Annotated in this window: 22 protein-coding genes; 10 read left to right on the forward strand and 12 right to left on the reverse strand. The window is 58.7% G+C overall.

Going from position 1 to position 23,522, the window contains the following annotated elements; translation table 11 throughout:
• From ACMGEE_RS09390 to ACMGEE_RS09425, 8 genes are all read right to left on the reverse strand, one after another.
• Window positions 1-957: an AEC family transporter gene (locus ACMGEE_RS09390; protein WP_253458318.1), complete on the reverse strand. Its 957-nt coding sequence runs from the start codon at window positions 955-957 to the stop codon at window positions 1-3.
• 57 nt (window positions 958-1,014) lie between these two features.
• A complete protein-coding gene (gene mdcE, locus ACMGEE_RS09395) occupies window positions 1,015-1,806 on the reverse strand; it encodes a biotin-independent malonate decarboxylase subunit gamma (protein ID WP_253458315.1) in 792 nt (263 codons plus the stop codon).
• Window positions 1,803-2,639: a biotin-independent malonate decarboxylase subunit beta gene (locus ACMGEE_RS09400; RefSeq protein WP_253458311.1), complete on the reverse strand. Its 837-nt coding sequence runs from the start codon at window positions 2,637-2,639 to the stop codon at window positions 1,803-1,805. The genes mdcE and ACMGEE_RS09400 overlap by 4 nt, the downstream gene beginning before the upstream one ends.
• Window positions 2,632-2,931, reverse strand: a complete 300-nt coding sequence (gene mdcC / locus ACMGEE_RS09405) for a malonate decarboxylase acyl carrier protein (RefSeq protein ID WP_253458307.1) — start codon at window positions 2,929-2,931, stop codon at window positions 2,632-2,634. The genes ACMGEE_RS09400 and mdcC overlap by 8 nt, the downstream gene beginning before the upstream one ends.
• Before the next feature lie 9 nt (window positions 2,932-2,940).
• Window positions 2,941-3,798: a triphosphoribosyl-dephospho-CoA synthase gene (locus tag ACMGEE_RS09410; RefSeq protein WP_436829953.1), complete on the reverse strand. Its 858-nt coding sequence runs from the start codon at window positions 3,796-3,798 to the stop codon at window positions 2,941-2,943.
• Complete coding sequence (gene mdcA / locus ACMGEE_RS09415; RefSeq protein ID WP_253458301.1) at window positions 3,798-5,453, reverse strand: malonate decarboxylase subunit alpha; 1,656 nt, start codon at window positions 5,451-5,453, stop codon at window positions 3,798-3,800. Before mdcA ends, ACMGEE_RS09410 begins: the two co-directional genes overlap by 1 nt.
• Window positions 5,454-5,806: 353 nt before the next feature.
• Window positions 5,807-6,391, reverse strand: a complete 585-nt coding sequence (locus ACMGEE_RS09420; RefSeq protein ID WP_301250624.1) for a cupin domain-containing protein — start codon at window positions 6,389-6,391, stop codon at window positions 5,807-5,809.
• Window positions 6,392-7,069: 678 nt separating this feature from the next.
• Window positions 7,070-7,972, reverse strand: a complete 903-nt coding sequence (locus tag ACMGEE_RS09425; protein WP_301730009.1) for a hypothetical protein — start codon at window positions 7,970-7,972, stop codon at window positions 7,070-7,072.
• 644 nt (window positions 7,973-8,616) lie between these two features.
• On the opposite strand from ACMGEE_RS09425, the gene ACMGEE_RS09430 reads away from it, so the two are divergent.
• A complete protein-coding gene (locus tag ACMGEE_RS09430; protein WP_125287235.1) occupies window positions 8,617-9,099 on the forward strand; it encodes a YlaC family protein in 483 nt (160 codons plus the stop codon).
• Window positions 9,100-9,103: 4 nt separating this feature from the next.
• Here the strand turns inward: ACMGEE_RS09430 and ACMGEE_RS09435 are convergent, their stop codons facing one another.
• Window positions 9,104-10,531 carry an aminotransferase-like domain-containing protein gene (locus ACMGEE_RS09435; RefSeq protein ID WP_301250626.1) on the reverse strand — a complete coding sequence of 476 codons (1,428 nt, stop codon included), beginning with the start codon at window positions 10,529-10,531 and terminating at the stop codon, window positions 9,104-9,106.
• A gap of 57 nt (window positions 10,532-10,588) precedes the next feature.
• Window positions 10,589-12,721, reverse strand: a complete 2,133-nt coding sequence (locus tag ACMGEE_RS09440) for a putative bifunctional diguanylate cyclase/phosphodiesterase (RefSeq protein ID WP_370734620.1) — start codon at window positions 12,719-12,721, stop codon at window positions 10,589-10,591.
• A gap of 538 nt (window positions 12,722-13,259) precedes the next feature.
• Here ACMGEE_RS09440 and ACMGEE_RS09445 point away from each other — a divergent pair.
• The 8 genes from ACMGEE_RS09445 to ACMGEE_RS09480 all read left to right on the forward strand — a co-directional run bounded on the left by ACMGEE_RS09445 (window position 13,260) and on the right by ACMGEE_RS09480 (window position 20,793).
• On the forward strand, window positions 13,260-13,826 hold the full coding sequence (locus tag ACMGEE_RS09445; protein ID WP_125287232.1) for a spore coat protein U domain-containing protein: 567 nt from the start codon (window positions 13,260-13,262) through the stop codon (window positions 13,824-13,826).
• Window positions 13,827-13,900: 74 nt separating this feature from the next.
• Entirely contained in the window at window positions 13,901-14,380 is a 480-nt protein-coding gene (locus tag ACMGEE_RS09450) for a Csu type fimbrial protein (RefSeq protein WP_253461218.1), read from the forward strand.
• Between the two features lie 18 nt (window positions 14,381-14,398).
• Complete coding sequence (locus ACMGEE_RS09455) at window positions 14,399-15,115, forward strand: fimbrial biogenesis chaperone (RefSeq protein ID WP_436829954.1); 717 nt, start codon at window positions 14,399-14,401, stop codon at window positions 15,113-15,115.
• 3 nt (window positions 15,116-15,118) lie between these two features.
• Window positions 15,119-17,515: a fimbria/pilus outer membrane usher protein gene (locus ACMGEE_RS09460; RefSeq protein WP_436829955.1), complete on the forward strand. Its 2,397-nt coding sequence runs from the start codon at window positions 15,119-15,121 to the stop codon at window positions 17,513-17,515.
• Window positions 17,512-18,510, forward strand: coding sequence for a Csu type fimbrial protein (locus tag ACMGEE_RS09465; protein ID WP_301730006.1), 999 nt, complete (start codon window positions 17,512-17,514; stop codon window positions 18,508-18,510). The genes ACMGEE_RS09460 and ACMGEE_RS09465 overlap by 4 nt, the downstream gene beginning before the upstream one ends.
• Before the next feature lie 139 nt (window positions 18,511-18,649).
• A complete protein-coding gene (locus ACMGEE_RS09470) occupies window positions 18,650-19,969 on the forward strand; it encodes an MFS transporter (RefSeq protein WP_436829956.1) in 1,320 nt (439 codons plus the stop codon).
• 145 nt (window positions 19,970-20,114) lie between these two features.
• Entirely contained in the window at window positions 20,115-20,318 is a 204-nt protein-coding gene (locus tag ACMGEE_RS09475; RefSeq protein WP_369896262.1) for a hypothetical protein, read from the forward strand.
• Complete coding sequence (locus ACMGEE_RS09480) at window positions 20,281-20,793, forward strand: hypothetical protein (protein ID WP_369896263.1); 513 nt, start codon at window positions 20,281-20,283, stop codon at window positions 20,791-20,793. The genes ACMGEE_RS09475 and ACMGEE_RS09480 overlap by 38 nt, the downstream gene beginning before the upstream one ends.
• 87 nt (window positions 20,794-20,880) lie before the next feature.
• On the opposite strand, the gene exbD is transcribed toward ACMGEE_RS09480, so the two are convergent.
• Together exbD and exbB are read right to left on the reverse strand one after the other, a co-directional pair.
• Window positions 20,881-21,303, reverse strand: coding sequence for a TonB system transport protein ExbD (gene exbD / locus ACMGEE_RS09485; protein ID WP_301250630.1), 423 nt, complete (start codon window positions 21,301-21,303; stop codon window positions 20,881-20,883).
• 5 nt (window positions 21,304-21,308) lie between these two features.
• The gene (exbB, locus tag ACMGEE_RS09490) at window positions 21,309-22,034 is read right to left on the reverse strand and encodes a tol-pal system-associated acyl-CoA thioesterase (RefSeq protein ID WP_253458276.1); all 726 of its coding nucleotides are present in this window, start codon (window positions 22,032-22,034) and stop codon (window positions 21,309-21,311) included.
• A gap of 243 nt (window positions 22,035-22,277) precedes the next feature.
• Between exbB and metC the strand changes: the two genes are divergently transcribed.
• Entirely contained in the window at window positions 22,278-23,480 is a 1,203-nt protein-coding gene (metC, locus tag ACMGEE_RS09495; RefSeq protein ID WP_436829957.1) for a cystathionine beta-lyase, read from the forward strand.
• The last annotated feature ends 42 nt before the right edge of the window (window positions 23,481-23,522 follow it).

Here is a 23,522-nt window from a genome sequence, read left to right on the forward strand (position 1 = left end):
CTACATTCCTGCGGTTAATGAAATAAACAGCGGCAGCGTCACTATGCTCAGCACGGAGGTGATCAGCAGAGTGGCTTCCGCATCCGGCGACTCCACGCCGAAGCGATTGCCGAACACCACGCCAAAGAAGCCCGCCGCCAGCGCGATCATCAGGATCGAGGTGATCGCCAGCGGGCCGTGCAGCCCCAGCGCCAGCACAATGCCCCAGGCGATAAAGGGCTGAATAAGCAGTTTAGTCACGCTGGCGACGATCACCGCCTGATTGATCCTGATCTGACGTGCGGAGAGGATCAGCCCGGTCAGAAACAGCGCCGTCGCGGTAGCGGCCAGTCCCAGCGGCCGGATGGTAGAGAGCAGCAGCTCCGGCATATGAAAGCCAAAAGCGGAAAGCACCACGCCCAGCAGCGGACACCAGACGATAGGCTTAATCACGGATCGCCACATCAGTATTGGCAGCATCGCGGCGCTGGAGTGCTGCGTGCCCTCGGTTTTCGCTTTTTCACGCTCGAGGATCAGCAGGCAAAACGGCGTCATCAGCACCGAGCCACAGGCTATCGACACGGCGACCGACAGCGAGGTTTCGGGCGTTGAGCCGAGCACGCTGCCGAGGATCGGCAACCCCAGCGCGGCGTAGTTGGGCAGCGCGACGGTCAGAGTCAGCACGGCGGCATCCTGCGGCGCTTTGTGAAACACGCGGGTGCAGAGAAAATAGATGGCGGCGTAGGCTATCCACATCGCCAGCACCAGCACCACTACCAGCGGCGCCTGCCCGACGATACCTGCCCAGGGCGTTTGCACCGTGGCGGTAAACAGCGCCGCCGGCAGGGCGAAGTCCATGACGAAAACGTTCAGCAGGGCAACGTTGTGGTTATCGACCTTCTTTGCCTTACCGGCGTAAAAACCCAACAGCATAATGACGAAAATTGGAGCCAGAGCATGAACGATCACGTAAGTCATAACTTGCGCCTCGCAGGCTGAACGCGTCAGGGCAGGATTGCCCGCTGTCTTGCTGGATTACCAGGCCGCGCGCATTTTTTCGCGCACCAGCGCGGAGCTGCGGCGGTTTTCGCCCTTAAGGCGATGAAGAGCGGGATCTTTACGCGCCGAGCTGACCGCCTGCTCCAGCGATGCGCGAACCCGCTGAACATCGTCATCTTCAGGCGCATCCGGCGAGGCGATATCCAGCAGCTCTTCCAGCAGACCCAGCGTCTGGTAGTTGCCGATGTCGTAAGCCATTGGCGCAATGGTCTGTGCCAGCTGTTCCAGCGCCTCGATGCTGCGCAAGGTGATGCGCGCCGCCGCCGCTTTGCCCATTGCGTGCACCATCACGCCCGGATCGTTAAAGGCGATCAGCCGGTTTGCCTGGTAGCCGTGCGCCAGAAACGCGCCGGACATCGCTTTACCGACGATCAGCCCGATCACCGGGTGTCCGGCCAGCCTCGCTTTGGCATAGGCGCCTACCGCCGCCGCCAGCGCCTGGTGGATGCCGAACGCCTCTTCGCGACGGCCATAGGCCTGGCTTGGTACGTCAATCACCGCCACAATCGCCCGCTTCTGCGCTTTATCCGCATCCGCCACGATCGCTTCATCGATGACTTTGGCCAGCGTCCAGCCTTCCAGCAGGCCGACCTCGCCTTTAGCGGCGCGCGGAAAGTGGTTTTGCTCGTCCGGCACCACCGCAATATAACGCGCGGTTTCTTCGCCCAGCGCCGCATCGGCCGCCTGCACCGAAGGGCAAAGTCCGCCCAGCCTTTCAGCCCCGTTGGTTAACAGGCTGAGCCATTTTTCACCACGACTGACGCTCATCCGCGATCCTCCCTTGCATAGACTTCGTTAACCTGCTGCGCATCGGCCTGTCGCTCGGTGTTCATTTCGCTCAGGCGCGGCAGATAGTAGCTGTACTCGTCCGAACGATGCTGTGCGGGCACGCCGCGCGCGATCGCTTCGTTCATCGCTTTTTTCACCGCATTGGCGCCGTCGGGCACCAGCACGTCGGCCAGCCCGCTGCGATAGCGCGCTTCGCCGCCGGTCATGCTCCAGATAAAAGGCCGGTCGCGGGAATCGTATTCCGCAATACCCGCCTCCTGTTCGATAACCTGCGGGCCGTTGAGGCCGAGCCTCGCTTCACGGGTGACGATCAGCGAGCTGCACAGCCCGGCGGCAATAGACATTCCGCCAAAGCAGCCTACCGTACCGGCGATGATGCCGATCACCGGCGTATAGCGACGCAGATCGACGATAGCGGCGTGGATATCCGCAATGGCCGCCAGGCCGAGGTTGGCTTCCTGAAGGCGCACGCCGCCGGTTTCCAGGCAAAGCACCGCCCGCGTCGGAATACCTTTGCGGTTATCTTCGGCAGCCAGCTCCAGCGCAGTCGCCATTTTCGCGCCGGAAACTTCGCCCATGCTGCCGCCCTGAAACGATCCTTCAATGGCGACGACCACCGCTGGCTGACCGTCGATGGTACCTTTCATCACCACCATGCCGTCATCGGCCTGCGGCACGATGCCCTGCGCAGGCAGCCAGGGCGACATAATGCCGTCAAAAGGATCGAGCAGCTCGCGTCCGCTGCCTTCGTCCAGCAGCAGCCGCGCGCGCTGGCGGGCCTTAAGTTCGATAAAGCTGCTGTCATCACGCATCTGCGGCCTCCTCAAAAACCTGCTCAATACGAATACGCGCCACGCCAGGCGTCGCACCGAAATCGTGAATGGTCATCTCGCCCGCCGGCAGCCCGGAAAACGCGCTCAGGCGATCGAAAAGCGCCCGCCAGCGTGTTCCGCTGTTGTCGACGGAGGTGGTCAGGTTGACCGTCAGCTGCTGGCCCGCTCCGGCCACAAACAGCACTTCCATATCGCCCGAGCCCACCACGCCCGCCAGCGCTTTACCGCTGAGCTGTCGCGTGGCCGACAGGGTAAACGTGATCTGTTCCATAAAATCCTCTCAGAAAGTGGTGTCGCCCAGCCTGTCTACAAACAGCGTGGCGGCAAGTAAATCGGCGGCGCCGCCGGGCGAGGCGTTCAGCGACAGCATGTGTGCGTCCAGCCTGGCCAGCGCGCGCTGCCCGTGCGGCGTTTGCGCCCCTCCGGCATCCAGCACGGCGCGCGCGCCGTTCTGCATCGCCACCAGCCCGTAAAGCCCGGCGCGGGAAAGTACGCAGGTATCGCTGAGCGAACTCATGATCGCCATCAGCGCGTTCAGCTGTGCCTGCGCTTCCGTCGCCCCGTCGTGCCTGCTGTGCCTTAGCTGCGGCAGCCCAAGTTGCATAATGTGGGGAAAGCCCTGCTGCGCCTCTTCGCGCGCGCCGGGCACCTGATAACGGCGCGTCGCGCGCAGCCCTTTGCTGAAGAGTTTCGGTGCCTCGTCATCCGGCAGCTGTGCCAGACTGGCCGCCGCCTGCGCGACCTGACGCTCGCTGCCCTCACCTGCCAGCATGGCGCTGGCGCTGACCAGCAGGCCGGTTGCCCAGAGCGCGCCGCGATGGGTGTTGACGCCGCGCGTCGCCTGCATCATCTGCCGTTCGCCTTCACGCCCCAGCCTGCCTACCTGCTGCCGCAGCGCGATATCCGCCGGACGCTGCCAGCAGTGCAGCGCCAGAGCATAAAACGCGGGCGTCAGGCTGCGCGCCGAGGCCTCCATCAGCGCCAGCGTCAGATCCCGATGCGCGCCGCTGCCTCTGCCATCGACCAGGCCGGGCTTGGGCGTCAGCCGGGCTTCGTCGATCAGGCAGCACGTGGCCAGCTCCGCCAGCCGCGCGGCCTGCCGCTCAATATCGCTCAGCGAACATGAAGAAGGTTTCATTACCAGCTCCGGAACTTAGCCGGCGGCTGATAAAGCCCGTCCGACCATTCGACCAGCTCCGCCACGCTGCCCGCCGCCAGCAGCGAACGGGTGGCTTCGGTACGGCGAATGCCTAAATCTTCCGGGAAGGCGACTTTGCCCTCGCGGCGTAGATCGGCCACTCTTTTCGCGTCCACGCCCAGGCCGATATCGGTAATGCCCGCCACCGCCGCCACCATTGCGCGGCGCTCCTCCAGCGATTTGGCGCGATAGAGATAGGCGATGCCCTCTTCGGTCAACACGTGGGTGACGTCATCGCCGTAAATCATCACCGGCGCCAGCGGCATCCCTGAGGCTTTCGCCACGTCGACCGCATCCAGCTTTTCAACAAAGGTCGGCTTGCCGCCGCCCTGGAAGGTTTCCACCATCTGCACTACCAGCTTGCGGCCGCGCGCCAGCGGATCCGGCTCGTCAATCATCGCCAGCCAGGCAGGCGTGGCGTGGCGACGGCCGTGCGGATCGTGCCCCATATTCGGCGCGCCGCCGAAGCCGGAAAGCCGACTGCGCGTCACGGTCGAGGAGTTAGCCAGGCCGTCGACCTGGAGCGTGGAGCCGATAAACATATCGACCGCGTACTGCCCCGCCAGCTGGCAAAACGCGCGGTTGGATCGCATTGAGCCGTCGGCGCCGGTAAAGAAAACGTCGGGACGCGCCGCGACATAGTTTTCCATGCCCAGCTCGCCGCCAAAGCAGTGCACGCTTTCAACCCAGCCGCTCTCTATTGCCGGGATCAGCGTGGGATGCGGGTTCAGCGTCCAGTGGCGGCAGATTTTGCCTTTCAGCCCCAGCTTTTCGCCATAGGTCGGCAGCAGCAGCTCGATGGCGGCGGTGTTGAACCCGATGCCGTGGTTCAGCGACTGCACCTGATGCTCGGCATAGATCCCCTTGATCGCCAGCATTGCCATCAGGATATGCTCCTGTTTGATCAGGCGCGGATCGCGGGTAAACAGCGGTTCGATAAAGAAGGGTTTGTCGGCGACGACGACATAATCGATCCAGGATCCCGGAATATCGACGCGCGGCAGATCGCACTCGTCATCGACCAGTTCGTTGACCTGAGCGATAACGATGCCGTCGTGAAAAGCGGCGGCCTCCACCAGCGCGGGCGTGTCTTCCGTACTCGGCCCGGTGTAGAGATTGCCCTTGCGATCGGCTTTATAGCCGGCAATCAGCGCCACGTTAGGTGCGAGATCGACATAAAGCCGCGCATAGAGTTCGACATAGGTATGGATGGCGCCGATTTCCAGCTGGCCATCTTCCAGCAGCTGAGAAATACGCAGGCTCTGCGGCCCGGAGAAAGAGAAATCCAGCTTGCGCGCGATCCCCTTTTCAAACAGATCCAGATGCTCGCTGCGTCCGACGCTGGGCATGATCATATGCAGATCGTGCACGATCTCCGGATTAACTTCGGCCAGGCTACGTGACAAAAAGTCCGCCTGTTTCTGGTTGTTACCTTCCAGCACCACGCGATCGCCCGGCGCGATCAGCCTCTGTAGCAAATCGACCAGATCGTCGGTCGGCAGCACCTTGCCGTTGATACCGAGCTGCTCGATGCGGCGTTTTTTTTCACTTCGACGTGTATCCCATACGCGGTTGGACGTTTGTCCCGGCAGCATGTAAACCTCCGTAACGCAGTAGGCGGGGGATCGGCTTATGCAGACGACAGCGCCGATCCGGCGGATGAATTTGAAGGTAGCCGCCGGTGAAAGATTGCGCAAACCGATGAAAAAACAATTGGGTAACCAGCGATGACAAAATATTTTTTTCACAGCTTGCCGCTGGCCCTGCCGGGCGTGGCGCTGTTTTAGCGGCAGAACCTGTGGCGCCGGGCCAGTGCTGCGCTGTGGATGCGGCCCGCTTCGGCAAAGAGACGCGTACGCCAGTACCCGTCTAAAAAAGAGACATTATTAAAAAAATATTTGGCAAAGCGCGCCTGACGGGGCAGACGCGCTGAGAAGAAGGGAATGGATCAGTTCTGTAAAGGATGCCAGATTTCAGTCACCGCGCCTTCACCGCCGGTGAGGGGATCGTGCTGCGGTACAGGTACGCGCTTAATAGCCAGTAGCGAGGCTTCCACATCTTCCAGATCGCTGCGTCGCGTCACCGGCTCCATGCCCTGCGGATAGGCGCCGACGGCAAAAAAATCTTCGCTGGCCGCCAGCTGCTGATGGCCAACGCCTGCCGGGATCAGGATCGCATCGCCCGCGTGAACGGTGACCGCCCTGCCCGTTTCGCCGCCGAAAAGGATTTGCGCCCAGCCAGCGCCGATACCCAGCAGCTCATGGGTGTTGGGATGATAGTGGGTATAGGAATAAATCGGATAGCGCCAGCGCGGCGTCCAGCGATGGCTGGCGAACGTTTCTTCAAACCAGGCCGCCACATCTTCCACCTCACCCGGCACCGCGCGCGGATAGATAATCAGCGGCAGCGGATTGTTCGGCACGCCGCTGGCTGGCTGAAAGGTCATATATTGCGGATTGTTCGACATACCCGCAGAAAAGGTGCCGGCTGCAAAAGACATCATCGCAAGCAGGTTACCAGCATGGGTTAGCATAAGATGCCTCCTGTAATTTCGGTGTTAATTAATTGTGGCACCTGGCGGCAAAGATGCAATCATTACGATCGGTTTTTGATCACATAACTTCTTAATTTTTCTCGACTTAACTCAAATTATTCACCCGCCTGCCTCGGAGGCAAAATGTAAGGCCATTTTGCATTCCGAAAATAGCCCACGCGCCTGCCAAAAAAAAACGATTTAGTAAAAATAGGCTGGTTTTAAAAAGAAGAAAATAAAATTAAACGGCGGCTTAATCACTTAATAAACATAAGGGATTGATCACCGGAAAAATGGGAAAACCGCGCTAATGCCCCTGGCTAACCAGGAGGTTAGTTCATGGTTGCTCGCTATCTGATTCATCACGGGCTGGTTGATCCGGATTCAGCATCGCTGCTGCATTGTGAAACGGCCGAGCAGCGAAAGCTGGGCAATGTCGGTTAAAGCTGCCGATGACTCTGGCATACTATCCTGCTGCCGGAAACGCACGCGCCGGTGACGGCCACTGCTCCTGTGCGCTCCCGCAAAGAGAAGCGGAAACCCACCGCAGAAGCCACCGATTGCCCGCCTCTGGCGCTCGCCGTGCCTGATGCAGAACATAATGCTGCTTACCCTGATTGCCTGGCTCGGTTTATAGCTGCCCGAAGCGGGCGCCTGTTCACGGCCGCCCGCCGCCTGTTATGAAAAAGCTTCCCTGCGCGCAGCCCGATGGCTGGCGGCAAAAAGCGCGCTCAAGCTTTCTTTATCCAGTTCAGGTGAAACCGCCGTCAGCAGCAGGAGCAGGCTAAGGGCACGCCGGCAAAGGTCGGCAAAATTATTCTCCCAGTCGGTAACGAGATGACCGGGAAAAAAGTTATGGCAGAGTTCATAAAACAGAAAATTACCGAGGATCTTTCGTCGCGCGCTGCTCGCTTTTTGCAGGCCGCGCCACGTCTGCCGTAGCGTCTCCTCACCCTTTTTCCGCATCGCTTTCAGCTTGTGCAGTCTGGCGTCGCTATCCACCAGTAACCATATCGGCAGCGCCTCCAGACGTTGCCCGGCGACCGGCGGAAAGCCGTGTTCATCCTGCTGCAGGCAAAAATCCTGCACCAGCCGCTGGCGGCCAGCGGGCTGTAGCCACGTCTCCAGCAGCGCGGCCCGCCGCTCCGGGTCAAGCGGGCCAGACTGGCGAATAAAACCGTACAGCGCATAGAGCAACAGCACAGGCTCAGTCCGGAAAGCGGCAAACAGCCGCAGGCAGTGCTGATTCATCTGTAAACGCTCTGCGGAGAGTTCGGGTAAATGTTCGGCCAGGTCTTCGCTGACGCTCAGGGTACAGGACGCCGTCAGGCTCAGGATTTCCGCCGCCGCCCGGTTGCAGCTGATATCCGCGCTGTGGCGCACGTGGTTATTCCAGCGAAACTGCAGCAGCGGCGAGGCGCCGTCGCAGCCAGAGCAGCCGCAGAGATGAATGTTTTGCCGCAGGCGCAGAACGTAATCGGGCGTCCAGACGCTGGCCGTCACGCCTTCCGTTAATAATGATCGTGCGCTATCCGTACCATTTTCTTTTCTGCTATGGATGCTGGCAAAATTATTTTTCATCGTTGTCACGCCGCCCCGGGTTGGATTGAGCAAAATAATTAACAAAAAAACAATATTTCCCTATTTTCATCCTGGCAATCCTTACCTGATTTAACTTGTTATCTGTTTATTTGAAGGCAGCTTAATATTTAAAAACAGAATTAACCTGGTGCTTCATCCGTTATTAAGAGAGTACAAACATATAACAAGCCAGCGGCCATAACAAATCGGCACGTCACGCATTTTAATTGCCGAAACCTGTAATTAAATTAAACAAAAGCGTATTAGCACCTGGCGCGGACAGATTTCTGTCGCCCGCCTTTTTCAAGGCGCCACTCGCTTTTTTCATTATGTTTCTTGCACTTTCAGGCAATTTATTTCCCCTGGTGATAATAGATCCCGTTATCGATTAACTTATTTATGCCGAAAAAAAAGAGGTATATAAATTGAAAGAGGCTGTTGTTCCGGCTGCGGCGGCGATCCCGTCGGCATTTCACCCCGCGCGCTCCGCCTGCGGCAGTCGGCGGCCGTTCTGACGCGTTCTGGTAACAAGAACGTTAATTTTGTTATATGGGCAACTGTTATAGCTTTATTCGCATTAACTGTGTCTGCCCTTCTTGCGCCAGGTGTGGTCTACTGATGCCTGTACCAAGAGGAGGTTCAGAGTGGAAGACGTTAAACAGATCCTGCTGCGCGAAATCGACACCCTTAATCGTGAAGAACAGCGCGATAACCGACCGCGTTTCAGCTTCAATTTTCTGAAAAGTCATCCCGGCTTATGGGCGTCGATGTATGTCTGCTACGCCCTGACCGTGGCGCTGATTTTTACCACGGAGTTTCTGGGCTGGCCTGCGTTCTGGGGCGCCACTTTTTTCGTGCTGCTGATGAGCGGCCTGATGCTGCTGGATGTCAATCCGCGCTACCGCTTTGAGGATATCGATACGCTCGATCTGCGCGTGTGCTATAACGGCGAATGGTATTATGTGCGTACCCTGTCCGACAAGGCGATCCAGGATATCCTTGCCAGCAGCCAGGTGCCGGACAACGTTAAGCAAGGCATTCAAAAGCTGCTGCAGCTGAAAGGCGAAGTCGATTTTTACGACGTTTATCATCTGACCTGGGGCCAAAAACGCGCCTCTGCCGTCTGATATGTCAGGGCCAGCGCTGGCCCTGAAGCATTTCCGCAATCAACCTGCCCAGCGTCGCTACCGCCGCCTCCCGCGAGTCATTCCATTCCCAGGCCGTATTAAAACGAAAATAGTTGGCATACTGCTCGCTGGTAGAAAACATTTTACCGGGCGCGATACTGATTTTCTCGCGCAGCGCCCGATAGTACAGCTCGGTGGTGTTAACCGCTTCCGGCAGCTCGATCCATAAAAAGTAGCCGCCCTGGGAGTCGTTGATTTTGGCGCTGGCGGGCAGATGCCGCCGCAGCGACTGCCGCGCCAGGCTTTTGCGCTGCTCCAGCCGCTGGCGCAGCCGGCGTAAATGCACGTCGTAGCTGCGGCTGCCCAGGTAGTCGACCAGCGCCAGCTGCATCGGCGCGCTGGTTGAGATAGTGCTCATTAATTGCAGTCGCTGGATGCGCTGCGCGTGTCTGCCCGCCGCCACCCAGCCCACGCGAAACCCCGCCACCAGATTTTTAGAAAAAGAAGAGCAGTGCAGCACGCTGTCCTGTTTCTCAAACGCCTTTGCCGGCAGCGGTTTTTCGCTGCCGAACCAGAGTTCGCTATACACATCGTCCTCGATCAGCGTCACCTGATGCGCCTCCAGCAGCGCCACCAGCGCCTGCTTTTTCTCGCGGCTTAGCGTGCAGCCTAGCGGGTTCTGCTGATTCGACATCATCCAGCACGCTTTGACCGGCAGCTTCGCCAGCGTGGCGGCCAGCTCCGTCAGATCGATACCGTGCTGCGGATGCGAGGCGATAGCGACAGCCTTGAGCTGAAGCCGCTCGATAGCCTGTAGCGCGCCGTAAAAACAGGGGTTTTCCACCACCACCCAGTCGCCGGGCGCGGTGACCGCCTGAAGGCTCAGGTTCAACGCCTCCATCGCGCCGTTGGTGATCACGATCTCTTCTGGCGAAACCTGTATGCCCTGTAACGCATAGCGCTTGGATAGCGTTTTGCGCAGCGCCTCATTGCCCGGCGGCAGATTGTTTAAGGCGTCCGCCGGTTTTAACGAGTGCGAAACGGCGGAAAGCGAGCGCATCAGCTGGCGCTGCGGAAAGAGTTCAGGATCGGGAAAGGCGGAGCCGAAAGGCATGATGTCCGGGTCGCGACACGCCTGCAGCACCTCAAAAATAAAGTCGTTGATATCGACCGATTCCGTGAGCTGCACCTTCTGGTGGCTGGCGGGCTGGCTGAGAAATTCCGCCCGTGGCGCTACGTAGTAGCCGGACTGCGGCCGGGAGACGATCCAGCCCTGGCTCTCCAGCACCTGATAGGCGTGCATAACGGTCATCAGGCTCATCCCGCTCTGCGCCACCTGCTCGCGCAGCGAGGGGAGTTTTTCGCCCGGCAGCCAGATCTCACTGGCGATCTGCTGCTGGATTTGGTCGATTAACTGCAGATATTTTGCCAAAACTGTTACAGGCCCGTGCTCAGGAATGAGCAACTATTATAGTTAGCCGGGCCGCGATTAAACAGCTTTTGACACCGGGATCTTCTCCTCCGCCGCTTTTTTCTGTTCCGGCGTGCGGTTGGACTCGTGGTTGCCCGCATACAGCTTCAGGTGCGGCACCTGCTCGGGGGGAACCGGTTTGCCCAGCAGATAGCCCTGTAGCGAGTTGCAGCCCAGGCCGGTGAGAAAGGCCTGCTGCTCCTCCGTCTCTACGCCTTCCGCCACCACTTTCAGATTCAGCGTCTGCGCCAGCGCCACGATAGCGGTAACGATAGTGGCGTCTTCGCTCTGCGTATGCAGCTCGTTAACGAAGGCGCGATCGATTTTCAGCTCGCTGGCGGGCAGACGTTTCAGATAAAGCAGGCTGGAATAGCCGGTACCGAAATCGTCAATCGAGGCTTTCACGCCCAGCTCGGTCAGCTCGGTTAAGATACGCACGCTTTCGTCGGGATCGCGCATGGCGGTAGTCTCGGTCACTTCCAGCGTCAGCAGCTCTGGCGAAATCTGATGTTTCTTCAGCGCGGCGACCACCGTTTCCACCAGTCCGGCCTGCTCAAACTGGAGCGACGACAGGTTGACCGCTATCGACCATTGCGTATTGCCCATTCGATGCCAGACGCTCAGCTGGCGACAGGCTTCGTTAATCACCCAGTTGCCGATGCTGACGATCAGCCCGGTTTTTTCCGCCAGCGGCAGAAAAATGTCGGGCGACAGCAGCCCGCGCTGCGGATGCTGCCAGCGGATTAGCGCTTCAAACCCGACGATAGGGCCCTGCGGCGCGCAAAATTTCGGCTGGTAGAACAGGCGCAGCTCGTCGTGCTCCTGCGCCAGCCAGAGATCGTTGATCAGCTGTAGCTGGTTTTGCGCGATGGTGTTCATCGACGGCTGGAAGAAGTTATAGCCGTTACGGCCGTTGTTTTTGGTGTGGTACATAGCGGCATCGGCGTTGAACATCAGTTCCCGCTCGTCGTTGCCGTCGCCCGGATAGACCGCAATACCGATGCTCAGCGACACCACCAGCTCGTAACGCGAAATCAAAAACGGCTCGTCGATAGCCTTGACCAGCATATCGGCCACGGCGGCGGCATCGTTCGGCTCGCTGATTTCCACCAGCAGCACAAACTCGTCGCCGCCCAGCCGCGCCAGCGTATGGTGCCCGATCAGTAAATTTTTCATCCGCTCGGTGACCGCGACCAGCAGGTTATCGCCAACGTGGTGACCAAACGCGTCGTTAACGGCCTTAAAACCGTCCAGATCCATAAACATCAGCGCGAAAGCGGTCTCTTCCCGCACGGCCTTGCTCAGCGCCTGATCGAGGCGATCTTCCAGCAGAATACGGTTAGGCAGGCGGGTTAAGTTGTCGTGCAGCGCCAGCTGGGCCAGCTCGCGGTTGGCTTCCGCCAGCGAAGAAGCCAGTACCGACGTTCTGGCCTGCAGGCGCGCGTCGAGCGTGGAAACCACCAGCGTAATACCCAAAATAGAGAGCGTCACCACCACGACCAGCATCGCCAGCCAACTGCTGTTCACGCCCATCTGCGTGGCGTGGCTGCCCATCGGGAAGCTGGCCGCCGCCATGCCGCTGTAGTGCATCCCGGCGATGGCGGCGCCCATAATCAGCGCCGCGCCGGCGCGCAGCAGCGCTAAATGCCCTTCGCCCTGACGTAGCTTAAACGCCAGCCACAGCGCGGCCGTTGAGGCGCCCAGCGCGATCGCTATCGACACCGCAATCCAGCGCCAGTCCCAGACGATACCCGGTTCAAACATCAGCGCGGCCATGCCGATATAGTGCATCGCCACCACGCCGGTGGCCATCGCCAGCGCGCCGACCATCAGACGGGCAAAGACCAGTTCACCGTAGCAGACAATCCACAGCGCAAAAATCGAGGCGACTACGGCTACAAACATGGAAATCAGCGTGAGCAGCGGATCGTAGCTCATCACCATCGCCAGGTTCATCGCCAGCATGCCGATAAAATGCATAGACCAGATGCCGATGCCCATCGCAAAGCCACCGCCAACCAGCCAGACGCGGGCCGCTTTCCCCGTAGAGGTTGCCACCCTGCCCGCCATATCCAGCGCGGTATAGGATGCCAGGAAGGCAACAAAGATGGAGACGATAACCAGTAGCTGGTCGTAGGAGCTCATAAGCATATGCAAATCTCTGAAGCAAAAGCCAGATTACTGGCACCGGGTAAGGGAATAATAAAGCTGATAAATCGATTTCAACAATTACGGTATCGGCTAAAGAGTAGTCAACTTTACCCCTGGTGGCATAAAGCGGCCATGCCCGGCTGCGGACTCGGGCTTAACCCATCTATCTCCTTATAATTAAACGGGTTTATTATCTGTTTTTTTTGCTTAACGACCTTAGCATCCGCTCTTTTTTTTGCCCAGCAAAACCCAGGGCCAGCGCTGATTATTTTTTGTCAGGCGTCTTTTTTCATGCTACAGCAAGCAGGTCTGCTTTTGTTTCAACTCATTAACAAAATTTTGCGTTTCGCTTAGCTCAGCGTTCAAGGCTGTTCTATAGTTTTAAACATAACAGAAATTGGTCAATCTGGCTTTTATCGTGGATAGCGACCAACACAGGTCTTTCCGGCTCTGCGTTTTACCTGCATCGCGGCCATTTTTTACGCTTTTACACCGGGCGAAAAAGCACTTCCATTGGTCTGATCGGTAAGGAATGATTATGAAAATGAAGCTTTTTTTGCTGGGCTGCGGCTTGGGTCTCGGCGTGGCCTCTTCCGGCTTTGCCGCCACCACGACGGGAACTATCAACGCCACGCTGGTCCTGACCACGGGTTGCCTGGTCAATGGCCAGACCGCCACCACCGGTGTTAACTTCGGTACCTTAGACTTTGGTAGCAGCGCCGCGACCTTTGATACCCTGAACGCCACCTTAGTTGGCGCGCTGGGCAACGGCATCTTTGTGCGCTGCACCACTGGTCAAACCTATAACGTGCAGCTCACCAGCAGCAACGCCGCGCCCGCTACCGTGTTTGGCGAAGTAACCGCGCAGCCTCGCTATCTGGTGCTGGGCAGCAACGCCACGCAGGGCATTGCCTATACGCTCTATAACTCCACTTCCTATACCACGCCCATCGCTAACAACACTAACCTGACCAGCACGGGCACCACGGATCCGACCAATGGCGACAACTACCCGATTTACGGTCGTATTACCGGCGGCGGTTTTAACGCAGCGATCCCGGCAGGTACCTATACCGATACGATTAACGTTGCCGTGAACTACTGATTGACGGCGGCAGGGAGCACGTCGTGTCGGGGCAGGAAAGAACATCGGCGGGCTGGCTTAGCCCGCTTTGTGTCGTGGTTTGCTGTATCAGCTTTCCGGCCGGAGCGCTGCCGACGCAGACTTTTCAGGTGACGGCGTCGGTAGTGAACGGCTGCGTGATTTCCGGCACCAATACCGGCGTGTTCGGCACGCTGAACTTCGGCACCCGCCCCGGCGTCGGTTCGGCTTCCGCCAGCGCCAGCTTTGTTCAAAGCTCCACGATTACGCTGGCCTGTACGCCGGGCACTGCGCTAAGCATGAGCATTAACGGCGGCAGTAATTATTCCAGCACGCGTAATCTTAAAATTGCTAATAACACCGATTTAGTGGCCTATGCGCTTTACACCAGCGCCACCGCCAGTGCGGCAAGTGCGATCCCGGTCAATCAGAACGTGGCGCTGACCTACAGTAACGCCAACAACATCACGCTGCCGATATATGGTCGGCTGCAGATGAGCGGCGTTCGGCGGGCCGGGACTTACAGCGACACGCTGACGGTGACGCTGAGTTGGTAAACAGGGAGAAAGTATTTCATGAAGACGCTACGTATTTTCACACTGCTGGCCGGACTGACGGTTAGCTCACTGCTGCCCGCGTGGGCAGGAAATTCGGTGCTGATCTGGCCCATCGATCCGAAAATCCACAGCGGCGATAAAGCCACCGAGCTGTGGCTGGAGAATCGCGGCGCAGCGACCACGCTGATGCAGGTCAGGGTTTTCACCTGGCAGCAGCAGGACGGACACGAACAGTATCAGACGCAGCAAACGGTGGTCGCCAGCCCGCCGCTGGTAAGGATAGAGCCGGGCCAGAAGCAGCTGGTCAGGCTGATTAACCAGACCCCGCCGCCCAAAGGCGAGGAGCGGGCTTACCGGGTGCTGCTGGATGAGATCCCCACGCCGCAGCAGCCTGGCGAAAATCAGGCGGGCCTTAATTTCCAGATGCGCTATTCCGTGCCGCTGTTTACCTATGGCGAAGGCCTTTCAGACGACACGGCCCGCCCCGACCTTAGCTGGCGCCTCGTTAATCAGAACGGTAAGTCAGCGCTGCTTATTACCAATAACGGCAGCGGCCACGCGCGGCTAAGCAACGTTTCGCTGGGCGGCCGGACGCTGTCAAACAGCCTGTTCGGCTACGTGCTGGCGCGATCGAGCAATACGTTTCCGCTTAATTTCCCGGCGTCTGACCGCTCGCAGCTCAGCGCGGAACTGGATAATAACCAGACCTGGCGCAGCGGCAGCTCTGCGCGCTAGCTGATGAACGGGCGCCGCTGCTCCCTGGCCCTCTGCCTGTTAAGCTACCTGCTCTCTTCAGCCGGTCGCGCGGAAACCTTTTCCACTTTGCCGCCGCCTCCGTCGCCAAACGCGCCGGGCGCCAGCCAGCAATATATGCTGGGGCTGGTGATCAACGAGCAGGACAACGGCCAGGTCGTGCCGGTGGAATTCCGTGATAACCATTACTATCTGCGCGCGGGCGATTTGCAGCGGGCCGGCATCCCTTCAGCGCTGATCACCTCGTCGATGATGGATGTTTCCGCCATGCCGCAGGTAAAAGCCGACTACGATCAGGCCCGCCAGCGCCTCTTGCTGACGGTGCCGCCCGGCTGGCTGCCGCGCCAGAAACTGAATAACGAGGAGCGGAACGGCCCGCGCTTTCCTGGCAGAACCTCTACCGGCGCGCTGTTTAACTACGATCTCTACACCAGCCGTACCTCTGCCAGCGGCAGCCGCCTTTCCGCCTTTAACGAGTTTCGCCTGTTTGGCACGCTGGGGCAGTTTTCCAGCAACGGCGTCTGGCAGCAGCAGCTTTCCGGCCAGACGGCAGGCTCGCAGAACGAGGGCTATCTGCGCTATGACACTTACTGGAGCAATCAGGATGAAACCCGTTCGCTGAGCTGGCGCATGGGCGATCTGATCACCGATTCACTGGCGTGGAGCAGCAGCGTGCGGCTGGGCGGTATTCAGATCGCGCGCGACTTCTCCGTGCGCCCGGATCTGGTGACCTATCCGCTGCCCTCTTTCTCCGGCCAGGCGGCGGTACCTTCCACGGTCGATCTCTTCGTCAACGGCTATAAGAACAGCAGCAATGACGTACAGCCCGGCCCCTGGTCGATGACCAATATGCCGTTTGTTAACGGCGCGGGCGAAGCGGTAGTGGTAACGACCGACGCCGCAGGGCGACGCGTCTCTACCACCATGCCCTTTTACGTCTCCAGCAGCCTGCTGAAGCCCGGCCTCTCTGACTTCTCTTTTTCCGCCGGGGCGCTGCGCAATAATTACGGCATCAAAAGCTTTGACTATGGCTCCGCCGCCGCCAGCGGCTCCTGGCGCTACGGCCTGACCGACTGGCTGACGCTGGAAAGCCATGCCGAAGGTGCGGACGCGCTGGCGCTGGGCGGCGCGGGCGGCCAGGTCAGGCTGGGGTCGCTCGGCGTGGTCAATGCGGCGCTGGCGCAAAGCCAGATGAGCGGCGAACATGGCAATCAATACAGCTGGGGCTATCAGTACAGCAACAGCCGCTTCAACATCGGCACGCAGCATATTATCCGCTCGGCGGGCTTCAGCAACCTGGCGCTGTACGGCGATCGCAACAGCGGCCTGGCGGGCACGGAATACACCCTTAGCCGCCGCAGCGCCCAGTACAGCGCCAGCGTCTCGCTCGATCGCTTCGGCAGCCTTGGCGCGGCCTTTATCGACATCGTCAGCGGCAGCGGCGACCGCACCCAGCTGTGGAACCTTTCCTGGAGCAAAAATATCTGGGGCAACAGCAGCCTTTACGTTTCCGCCAGCCGCGACCAGCGACAGGGCGACTGGACGGGCACCATTTCGCTGGTGATCCCGTTCAGCGAGCGCGGCAACGCCAGCCTGAGTCTGGATCGCGACCAGCAGGGCACCACTTCGCAGCGCGTAACGGTTTCGCGCTCCATGCCTACCGACGGCGGGCTGGCTTACGACGCCTCCTGGGCCAACCAGAGCAGCGGCGGCGACTATAAGCAGGCCAGCCTGAGCTGGCGCAACCAGAAGATTGAGACTTCAGCGGGCTTCTACGGCGATGGCGATTACACCACCGAATGGGCCGACGTGAGCGGCTCGCTGGTGCTGATGGACGGCAGCTACTTTGCTGCCAATGAGGTTAACGATGCCTTTGTGGTGGTGAAAACCGACTATCCCAATATCAACGTGCGCTACGAAAACCAGCTGATGGGCAAAACGGACGCCGGCGGCCATCTGCTGGTGCCGGGCATCAGCTCCTATTATCCGGCCAAATATGATATCGACACGCTGGATCTGCCGGCCGATATGACCACCTCCAGCGTCGAGCAGCGTTTTGCCGTCAAGCGCAACAGCGGCTATCTGCTGCATTTCCCGATTGAACCGCTGCGCGCGGCCAGCGTGATCCTGCACGACCAGAACGGCGAACCGCTGCCCGTTTCCACCCAAATTATTCGCGCGGGCGCCGCGACGACCTATGTCGGCTGGGACGGTATCGTCTGGATGGAAAACCTGGCTGCCGTTAACCCTTTCCGCGCGGAAACGCCGGACGGACGCCATTGCGAAGCGAAGCTCGACGTGCCGGGCGGTCGCCCGACGTCGCTACAAACTTACGGGCCGCTGACCTGCGCCCTTTCCGCTGCCTCAGGAACCTCACCATGACTTTGCCAATAAGATCGATCTTCCACCTGGCGCTGTTTTCGCTGCTGATGCTCTGCTCGCTATCCGGCTGGGCGGCCTGCACGCTGCCGACCTCTACGGCTACCTTTGGCAGCGTCAGCTCTTTTACGGTAAACACCACGGTGAGCAACACCACCGCCACCGTTAACGTCAACTGCGGTTCGGGCAGCGTGCTGTCGCTGCTGTCCAGCGATTACATCCGGTTTCAGCTGGCCAGCGCCACCTACACCAGCAGCACGCGCGGCGCGCTGAAAACCTCCAGCGCCGGGACGGATCTTATTCCGCTGCGCGTATGCAGCGACACGGCCTGCGCCACCGAGATGCTGATCGGCGGCACTACGGTCAACTTCAGCCAGGCGCAGCTGCTTAATTTGCTGGGAACAGGCGGCGGACAGAACTTCGCTATCCCGCTTTATCTGAGGACGCTGACCGGCCAGGTGGTGGCCGCCGGTACCTACACGGTGACGCTGAATATTCTGGTCAGCTATAACATCTGTACCGGCATTGGCGCGCTGGGCGCCTGTTTGTTGGGCAGTCAGCAGACCGGTTCCGGCACGGTGCCCATCACCACCACGCTGGTGGTCACCAACGACTGCACCACTATTACCGCGCCTAACGTCAGCTTTGGCAGCGCGCCGCTGGTCGGCAGTTTTAACGCGGTTTCGCAGTCCATTAATGTGATCTGCACTAAAGGCAGCACCTACACGGTTGGCCTGAGCAACGGCGGCTATGCGGTTGGCGCGCAGCGCTATATGGCCAGCGGCAACAACCGGCTCGCCTATGAAATTTATAAAAATGCCACGACCTCGCGCTGGGGGCCGACAGGTACGGAGCGCGTCGCCAGCTCGGCGGCCAACAGCATTACCACCGACGGCCTGACCCGCACTTTTAATTATACGGCGCGCATACTGACTTCGCAGGCCACGCCGCCTGCGGGCAACTACAGCGACAGCGTGGTGGTGGATCTTTCTTTTTAGGGCCCGGTTTGCCCCCGGATAGTGCATTGTTAATTATTTGTTACCAATACGTATACATCCGGCGCCTTAACGGTGATGCCTGTCACATTAATGTCCGCGCTGGCGCGATAAAAGATAAGAAAAACTGAAAGGACAGGCTATGACATCTTTTTCTTCTTCGGCGAAAAAGCCGCAGGGCAGCGCCCGCACCATCTTCAATGTGACCAGCGGCAACTTCCTGGAAATGTACGACTTTATGGTGTTTGGTTACTACGCCACGGCGATTGCCAAAACCTTTTTTCCGGGTGACGATCCTTTCGCCTCGCTAATGTTAACGCTGATGACGTTCGGCGCAGGTTTCCTGATGAGGCCACTGGGCGCGATTATCCTCGGCTCCTATATTGACCATCACGGACGGCGTAAAGGGCTGCTGCTGACGCTGGGCCTGATGGCGATCGGCACCTTAACCATTGCTATCGTGCCGGGCTACAACACGCTGGGCGCGGCGGCGCCAATCCTGATCCTGCTGGGCCGTCTGTTGCAGGGCTTCTCGGCGGGCGTGGAGCTGGGCGGCGTTTCGGTCTATCTCAGCGAGATCGCGCCGAAAAACCGCAAGGGCTTTTTTGTCAGCTGGCAGTCCGGCAGCCAGCAGGTCGCCGTGATTTTCGCCGCGCTGCTGGGCCTGGGGCTGAACCATCTGCTGGCGAAAGATCAGGTGACCGACTGGGGCTGGCGTATTCCCTTTTTCATCGGCTGCCTGATTGTGCCTTTCCTGTTCTGGGTCAGGAGAATGCTGGAAGAGACCGAAGCCTTCAGCCAGCGTAAGGTGCACCCTTCCATGCGTCAGATCGTGCGCGGCGTCGCCAGCAACTGGGCGCTGGTGCTGGCAGGGATGCTGATGGTGGTCACCACCACCGTGATGTTTTATATGATCACCGCGTTTACCCCGACCTTTGGGAAAACGGTGCTGATGATGAGCGATAAGCAGAGCTTTTTGGTGACGCTGTGCGTTGGCCTGTCAAACCTGATCTGGCTGCCGATTATGGGCGCCGTCTCCGATCGCTACGGCCGTCGTCCGCTGCTGATCCTGTTTACCGTACTGATGATCGCCACCGCCTGGCCGGTGCTGCACTGGCTGGTCGGCTCGCCAGCCTTCTCTCATCTGCTGGAGGCCGAGCTGTGGCTGTCGTTTCTCTACGCCAGCTATAACGGCGCGATGGTGGTCTATCTGGCGGAAGTGATGCCCGCAGAGGTGCGCGCGACCGGCTTTTCGCTGGCCTACAGCCTGGCGACGGCGCTGTTCGGCGGTTTTACGCCAGCGATGTCCAGCTATCTGATCCACGCCACCGGCGACAAGGCGATGCCCGGCGTCTGGCTGACCTTCGCTGCCGTTTGCGGCCTGCTCGGCACGCTGCTGATCAAACGCCTGGTACAGCAGTATCAAACCCGCCAGACCAGCGAGCCTGTGGCGCAAATGTAGCGCCGCAGGTGCGGCCGTAGCGCAAGGCTGCGGCCGCCTGTTTCTGTTGCCTGAGTTAAGCTTCCCCCGTTGAAATCGGTCAGGATTTGCTCGATCTCTTCCCCATTTTTGGTTAATCTGTCAGATATCTATTGATGGAGGTACCATGAAAACTTACGTACCTGACAACGCAAAGGTTATTACCGGACTCATTAAACGCTCACGCGATGCCGGTCACACGCCACTCCATGGCGCTACTCAGGCTGAACGACGTGCTAACTTTTTCCGTAATATGGGCCTGGATGAAAACGGAGAACCGTTAAAGGAAGAACGTGAGCACACTTCCCAAAAAATTCATTTCGCGCGTTAGTCAATCCAACCTGTTCACCCAGAACAGTAATTACTTTGGCTTCAGTCCTGCGAGAATTTCTCCCTTCGCCCGACACCTGTACGACCTTGCCGTCTTATGGGGATGCCAGGGCTATATCGAAATTTATCAAAACGACCAGGACCAGGCGTGGGGAAGACTAAAGTCTTCTGCATACGATGGTCAGGGCAGATTTATTGAGGCTTATGCTCATCTTTATCATGGGCGTGTTCAGAACGATGCCACCGCGACGACTAACGAAGCAAAGAGAGCAATGCAGGATCCTCTGGTTATCGTTACTTTTCAGCCAGGTAGTTTTCCGGCAGCTAATCCGCATGACGTGGCCGTCATTGAATTTGTGCTGAATCATGATCAGTATATTGGCCGTACCGGAAAAGGTAAGGGGCCGGTAAATCTTGATCGGATACGCTCCGGTGTGATCGGGCGTATTAAGTTAGCTAAGGGTAAGTTTTTATAATAAATTACCTTTGGTTCAGGCCTTCTTAAGAACCAGGCAAAAAAAATCCGCAACGATCGTTACGGATTTTTTATTTTCTGATGCCGATTATTTCGCGACGGTTTCCATGCCCATCAGCCCAATCTTCAGATAGCCCGCCTGACGCAGCTTGTCCATCACGCCCATCAGCGTTTCGTAATCCACCGATTTATCCGCCTGGAAGAAGATAGTGGCGTCTTTATTGCCCTGCGTCTGGCTTTCCAGCGCCGACAGCAGCGTTTCCTGCGTCACCGCCTCATTGCCGATAAACAGCTGTTTATCCGCTTTGATTGAGAGGTAGACCGGTTTTTCCGGGCGCGGCTGAGGCTTGCTGGTAGAGGCTGGCAGATTGACGCGAACGTCAACGGTAGCCAGCGGCGCAGCGACCATAAAGATAATCAGCAGCACCAGCATCACGTCGATAAACGGCGTAACGTTGATTTCATGCATTTCGCCGTTGCTATCGAGATCTTCATTTAATCGCATGGCCATGACGCTTACCCTACCCGCAGCTTCTGCGTTGGATGCTGCGGCGCGCTGGCGGCCAGATCCAGATCGCGGCTTTGCAGCAGCATAATCTGCGCGGCGACGTCGCCCAGCGAGGCTTTATAGCTGGCGATCGTACGGGCAAAGACGTTGTAGATCACTACGGCCGGAATCGCAGCGAACAGGCCGACAGCCGTGGCCAGCAGCGCTTCTGCGATGCCGGGCGCAACTACCGCCAGGTTCGTGGTCTGCGTCTGGGCGATACCGATAAAGCTGTTCATGATGCCCCAAACGGTGCCGAACAGGCCAACAAACGGCGCGATAGCACCGATAGTAGCCAGAAAACCATTGCCGCGACCGGCGTGGCGGCTGAAGAAGGCGACGCGGCGCTCCAGACGGAACGAGGTACGCTCTTTAATGCCGTCGTTGTCGGCGGACTGCTGCGACAGCTCCAGTTCGTTTTCGGCTTCTTTCAACAGCTGCGTGGTCAGGCTGTTAGCGTTAAACGTGGCGCTGATATCGCTCGCTTCCTGCAGGGAACGAACGCCCGCCAGCGCCTGCTGCTCGCGCTTCAGGCGGCGTTTCGCCGAGCTGAGCTCCGCGCTCTTGCTGAAGAAGATAGCCCAGGTAACGACCGAAGCCAGCAGCAGACCGATCATTACCACTTTTACCACGATGTCCGCATGGTGATACATGCCCCAGACGGAGAGGTCCGTCTGCATCAAATCATTCGTCACGCTGTCTCTCCAACGTCAGTTACCGATAGCGAAAATACAGGTCGGATCATACCAAATCGAACCCGAATTGATAGTAGTTATCATTACTATTTACCCTTAACGCAATACTTTTTACACTTTTCCCGCCATCTCCTTTTTATCGCCAGGGTTTTTCCTGAAACTTTGTCACGTAGCGGGATGACGAATTTCGCCCCGCCGCCAGCCGTGTTAACGTTAAGCGAGATCCTTAAACCGAGCAGACCGATGACCAGTAAACATATTGAAACGGCGTTAATCAGCGCCGGCCGCCGCAAACGCTATACCCAGGGTTCCGTTAACAGCGTTATTCAGCGCGCCTCCTCGCTGGTGTTCGACAGCGTGGCCGAGAAGAAACGCGCCACGGCCGGGCGAGCGGAAGGCGAACTGTTTTATGGTCGTCGCGGCACCTTGACCCATTTCTCGCTGCAGGAAGCCATGACCGAGCTGGAGGGCGGCGCGGGCTGCGTGCTTTATCCCTGCGGTGCGGCGGCGGTCGCCAATGCCATTCTCGCTTTTGTTTCCGCCGGGGATAACGTGCTGATGGCCGGTTCCGTCTATGAACCGACCCAGGATTTCTGTAGCAAAATCCTCAGTAAAATGAACGTGACCACCACCTGGTTCAGCCATACCGCCGGCGCGGAAATCGGCGACCTGGTGAAGCCGAAAACGCGGGTCGTTTTTCTGGAATCGCCGGCTTCCATTACGATGGAAGTGCAGGACATTCCAGCCATCGTGGCGGCCGTGCGGGCCAAAGCGCCGGAAGCGGTCATTATGATCGATAACACCTGGGCGGCGGGCATTCTGTTCCGCGCGCTGGATTTTGGTATCGATATTTCCATTCAGGCCGGGACTAAATATCTGATTGGTCATTCCGACGCGATGATCGGCACCGCCGTCGCCAACGAACGCTGCTGGGCGCAGCTGCGTGAAAACTCTTATCTGATGGGGCAAATGGTGGACGCGGACACCGCCTATATGGCCAGCCGCGGCCTGCGCACGCTGGCAGTACGTCTGCGCCAGCACGAAGAAAGCGGGCTGCGGGTCGCGCGCTGGCTGGCCGAGCGCCCGGAAGTGGCCGTGGTTAACCATCCGGCGCTGCCGCAGTGCAAGGGCCACGAGTTCTGGCGGCGGGATTTTACCGGCAGCAGCGGCCTGTTCTCCTTTGTACTGAAGGCGCGGCTGAGCGATCGGCAGCTGGCCGATTTCCTTGACCACTTTGAACATTTCAGCATGGCCTACTCCTGGGGCGGTTTTGAATCGCTTATTCTGGCGAACCAGCCCGACGAGCTGGCCGCCATCCGTCCGGCAGGCGGCGTTGACTTCAGCGGCACGCTGATCCGGCTGCATATAGGGCTGGAAAATGTTGACGATTTGCTGGCGGATTTGGCCGCCGGTTTCGCGCGCGTCGCGGGATCGTCAAAAAATTAAACAAAAAGGCAACAGCTCTGGCCTGTACCACGTTGTGACAGG

This window comes from Erwinia artemisiae, from assembly GCF_051400835.1.
GTDB lineage: Bacteria > Pseudomonadota > Gammaproteobacteria > Enterobacterales > Enterobacteriaceae > Erwinia > Erwinia aeris.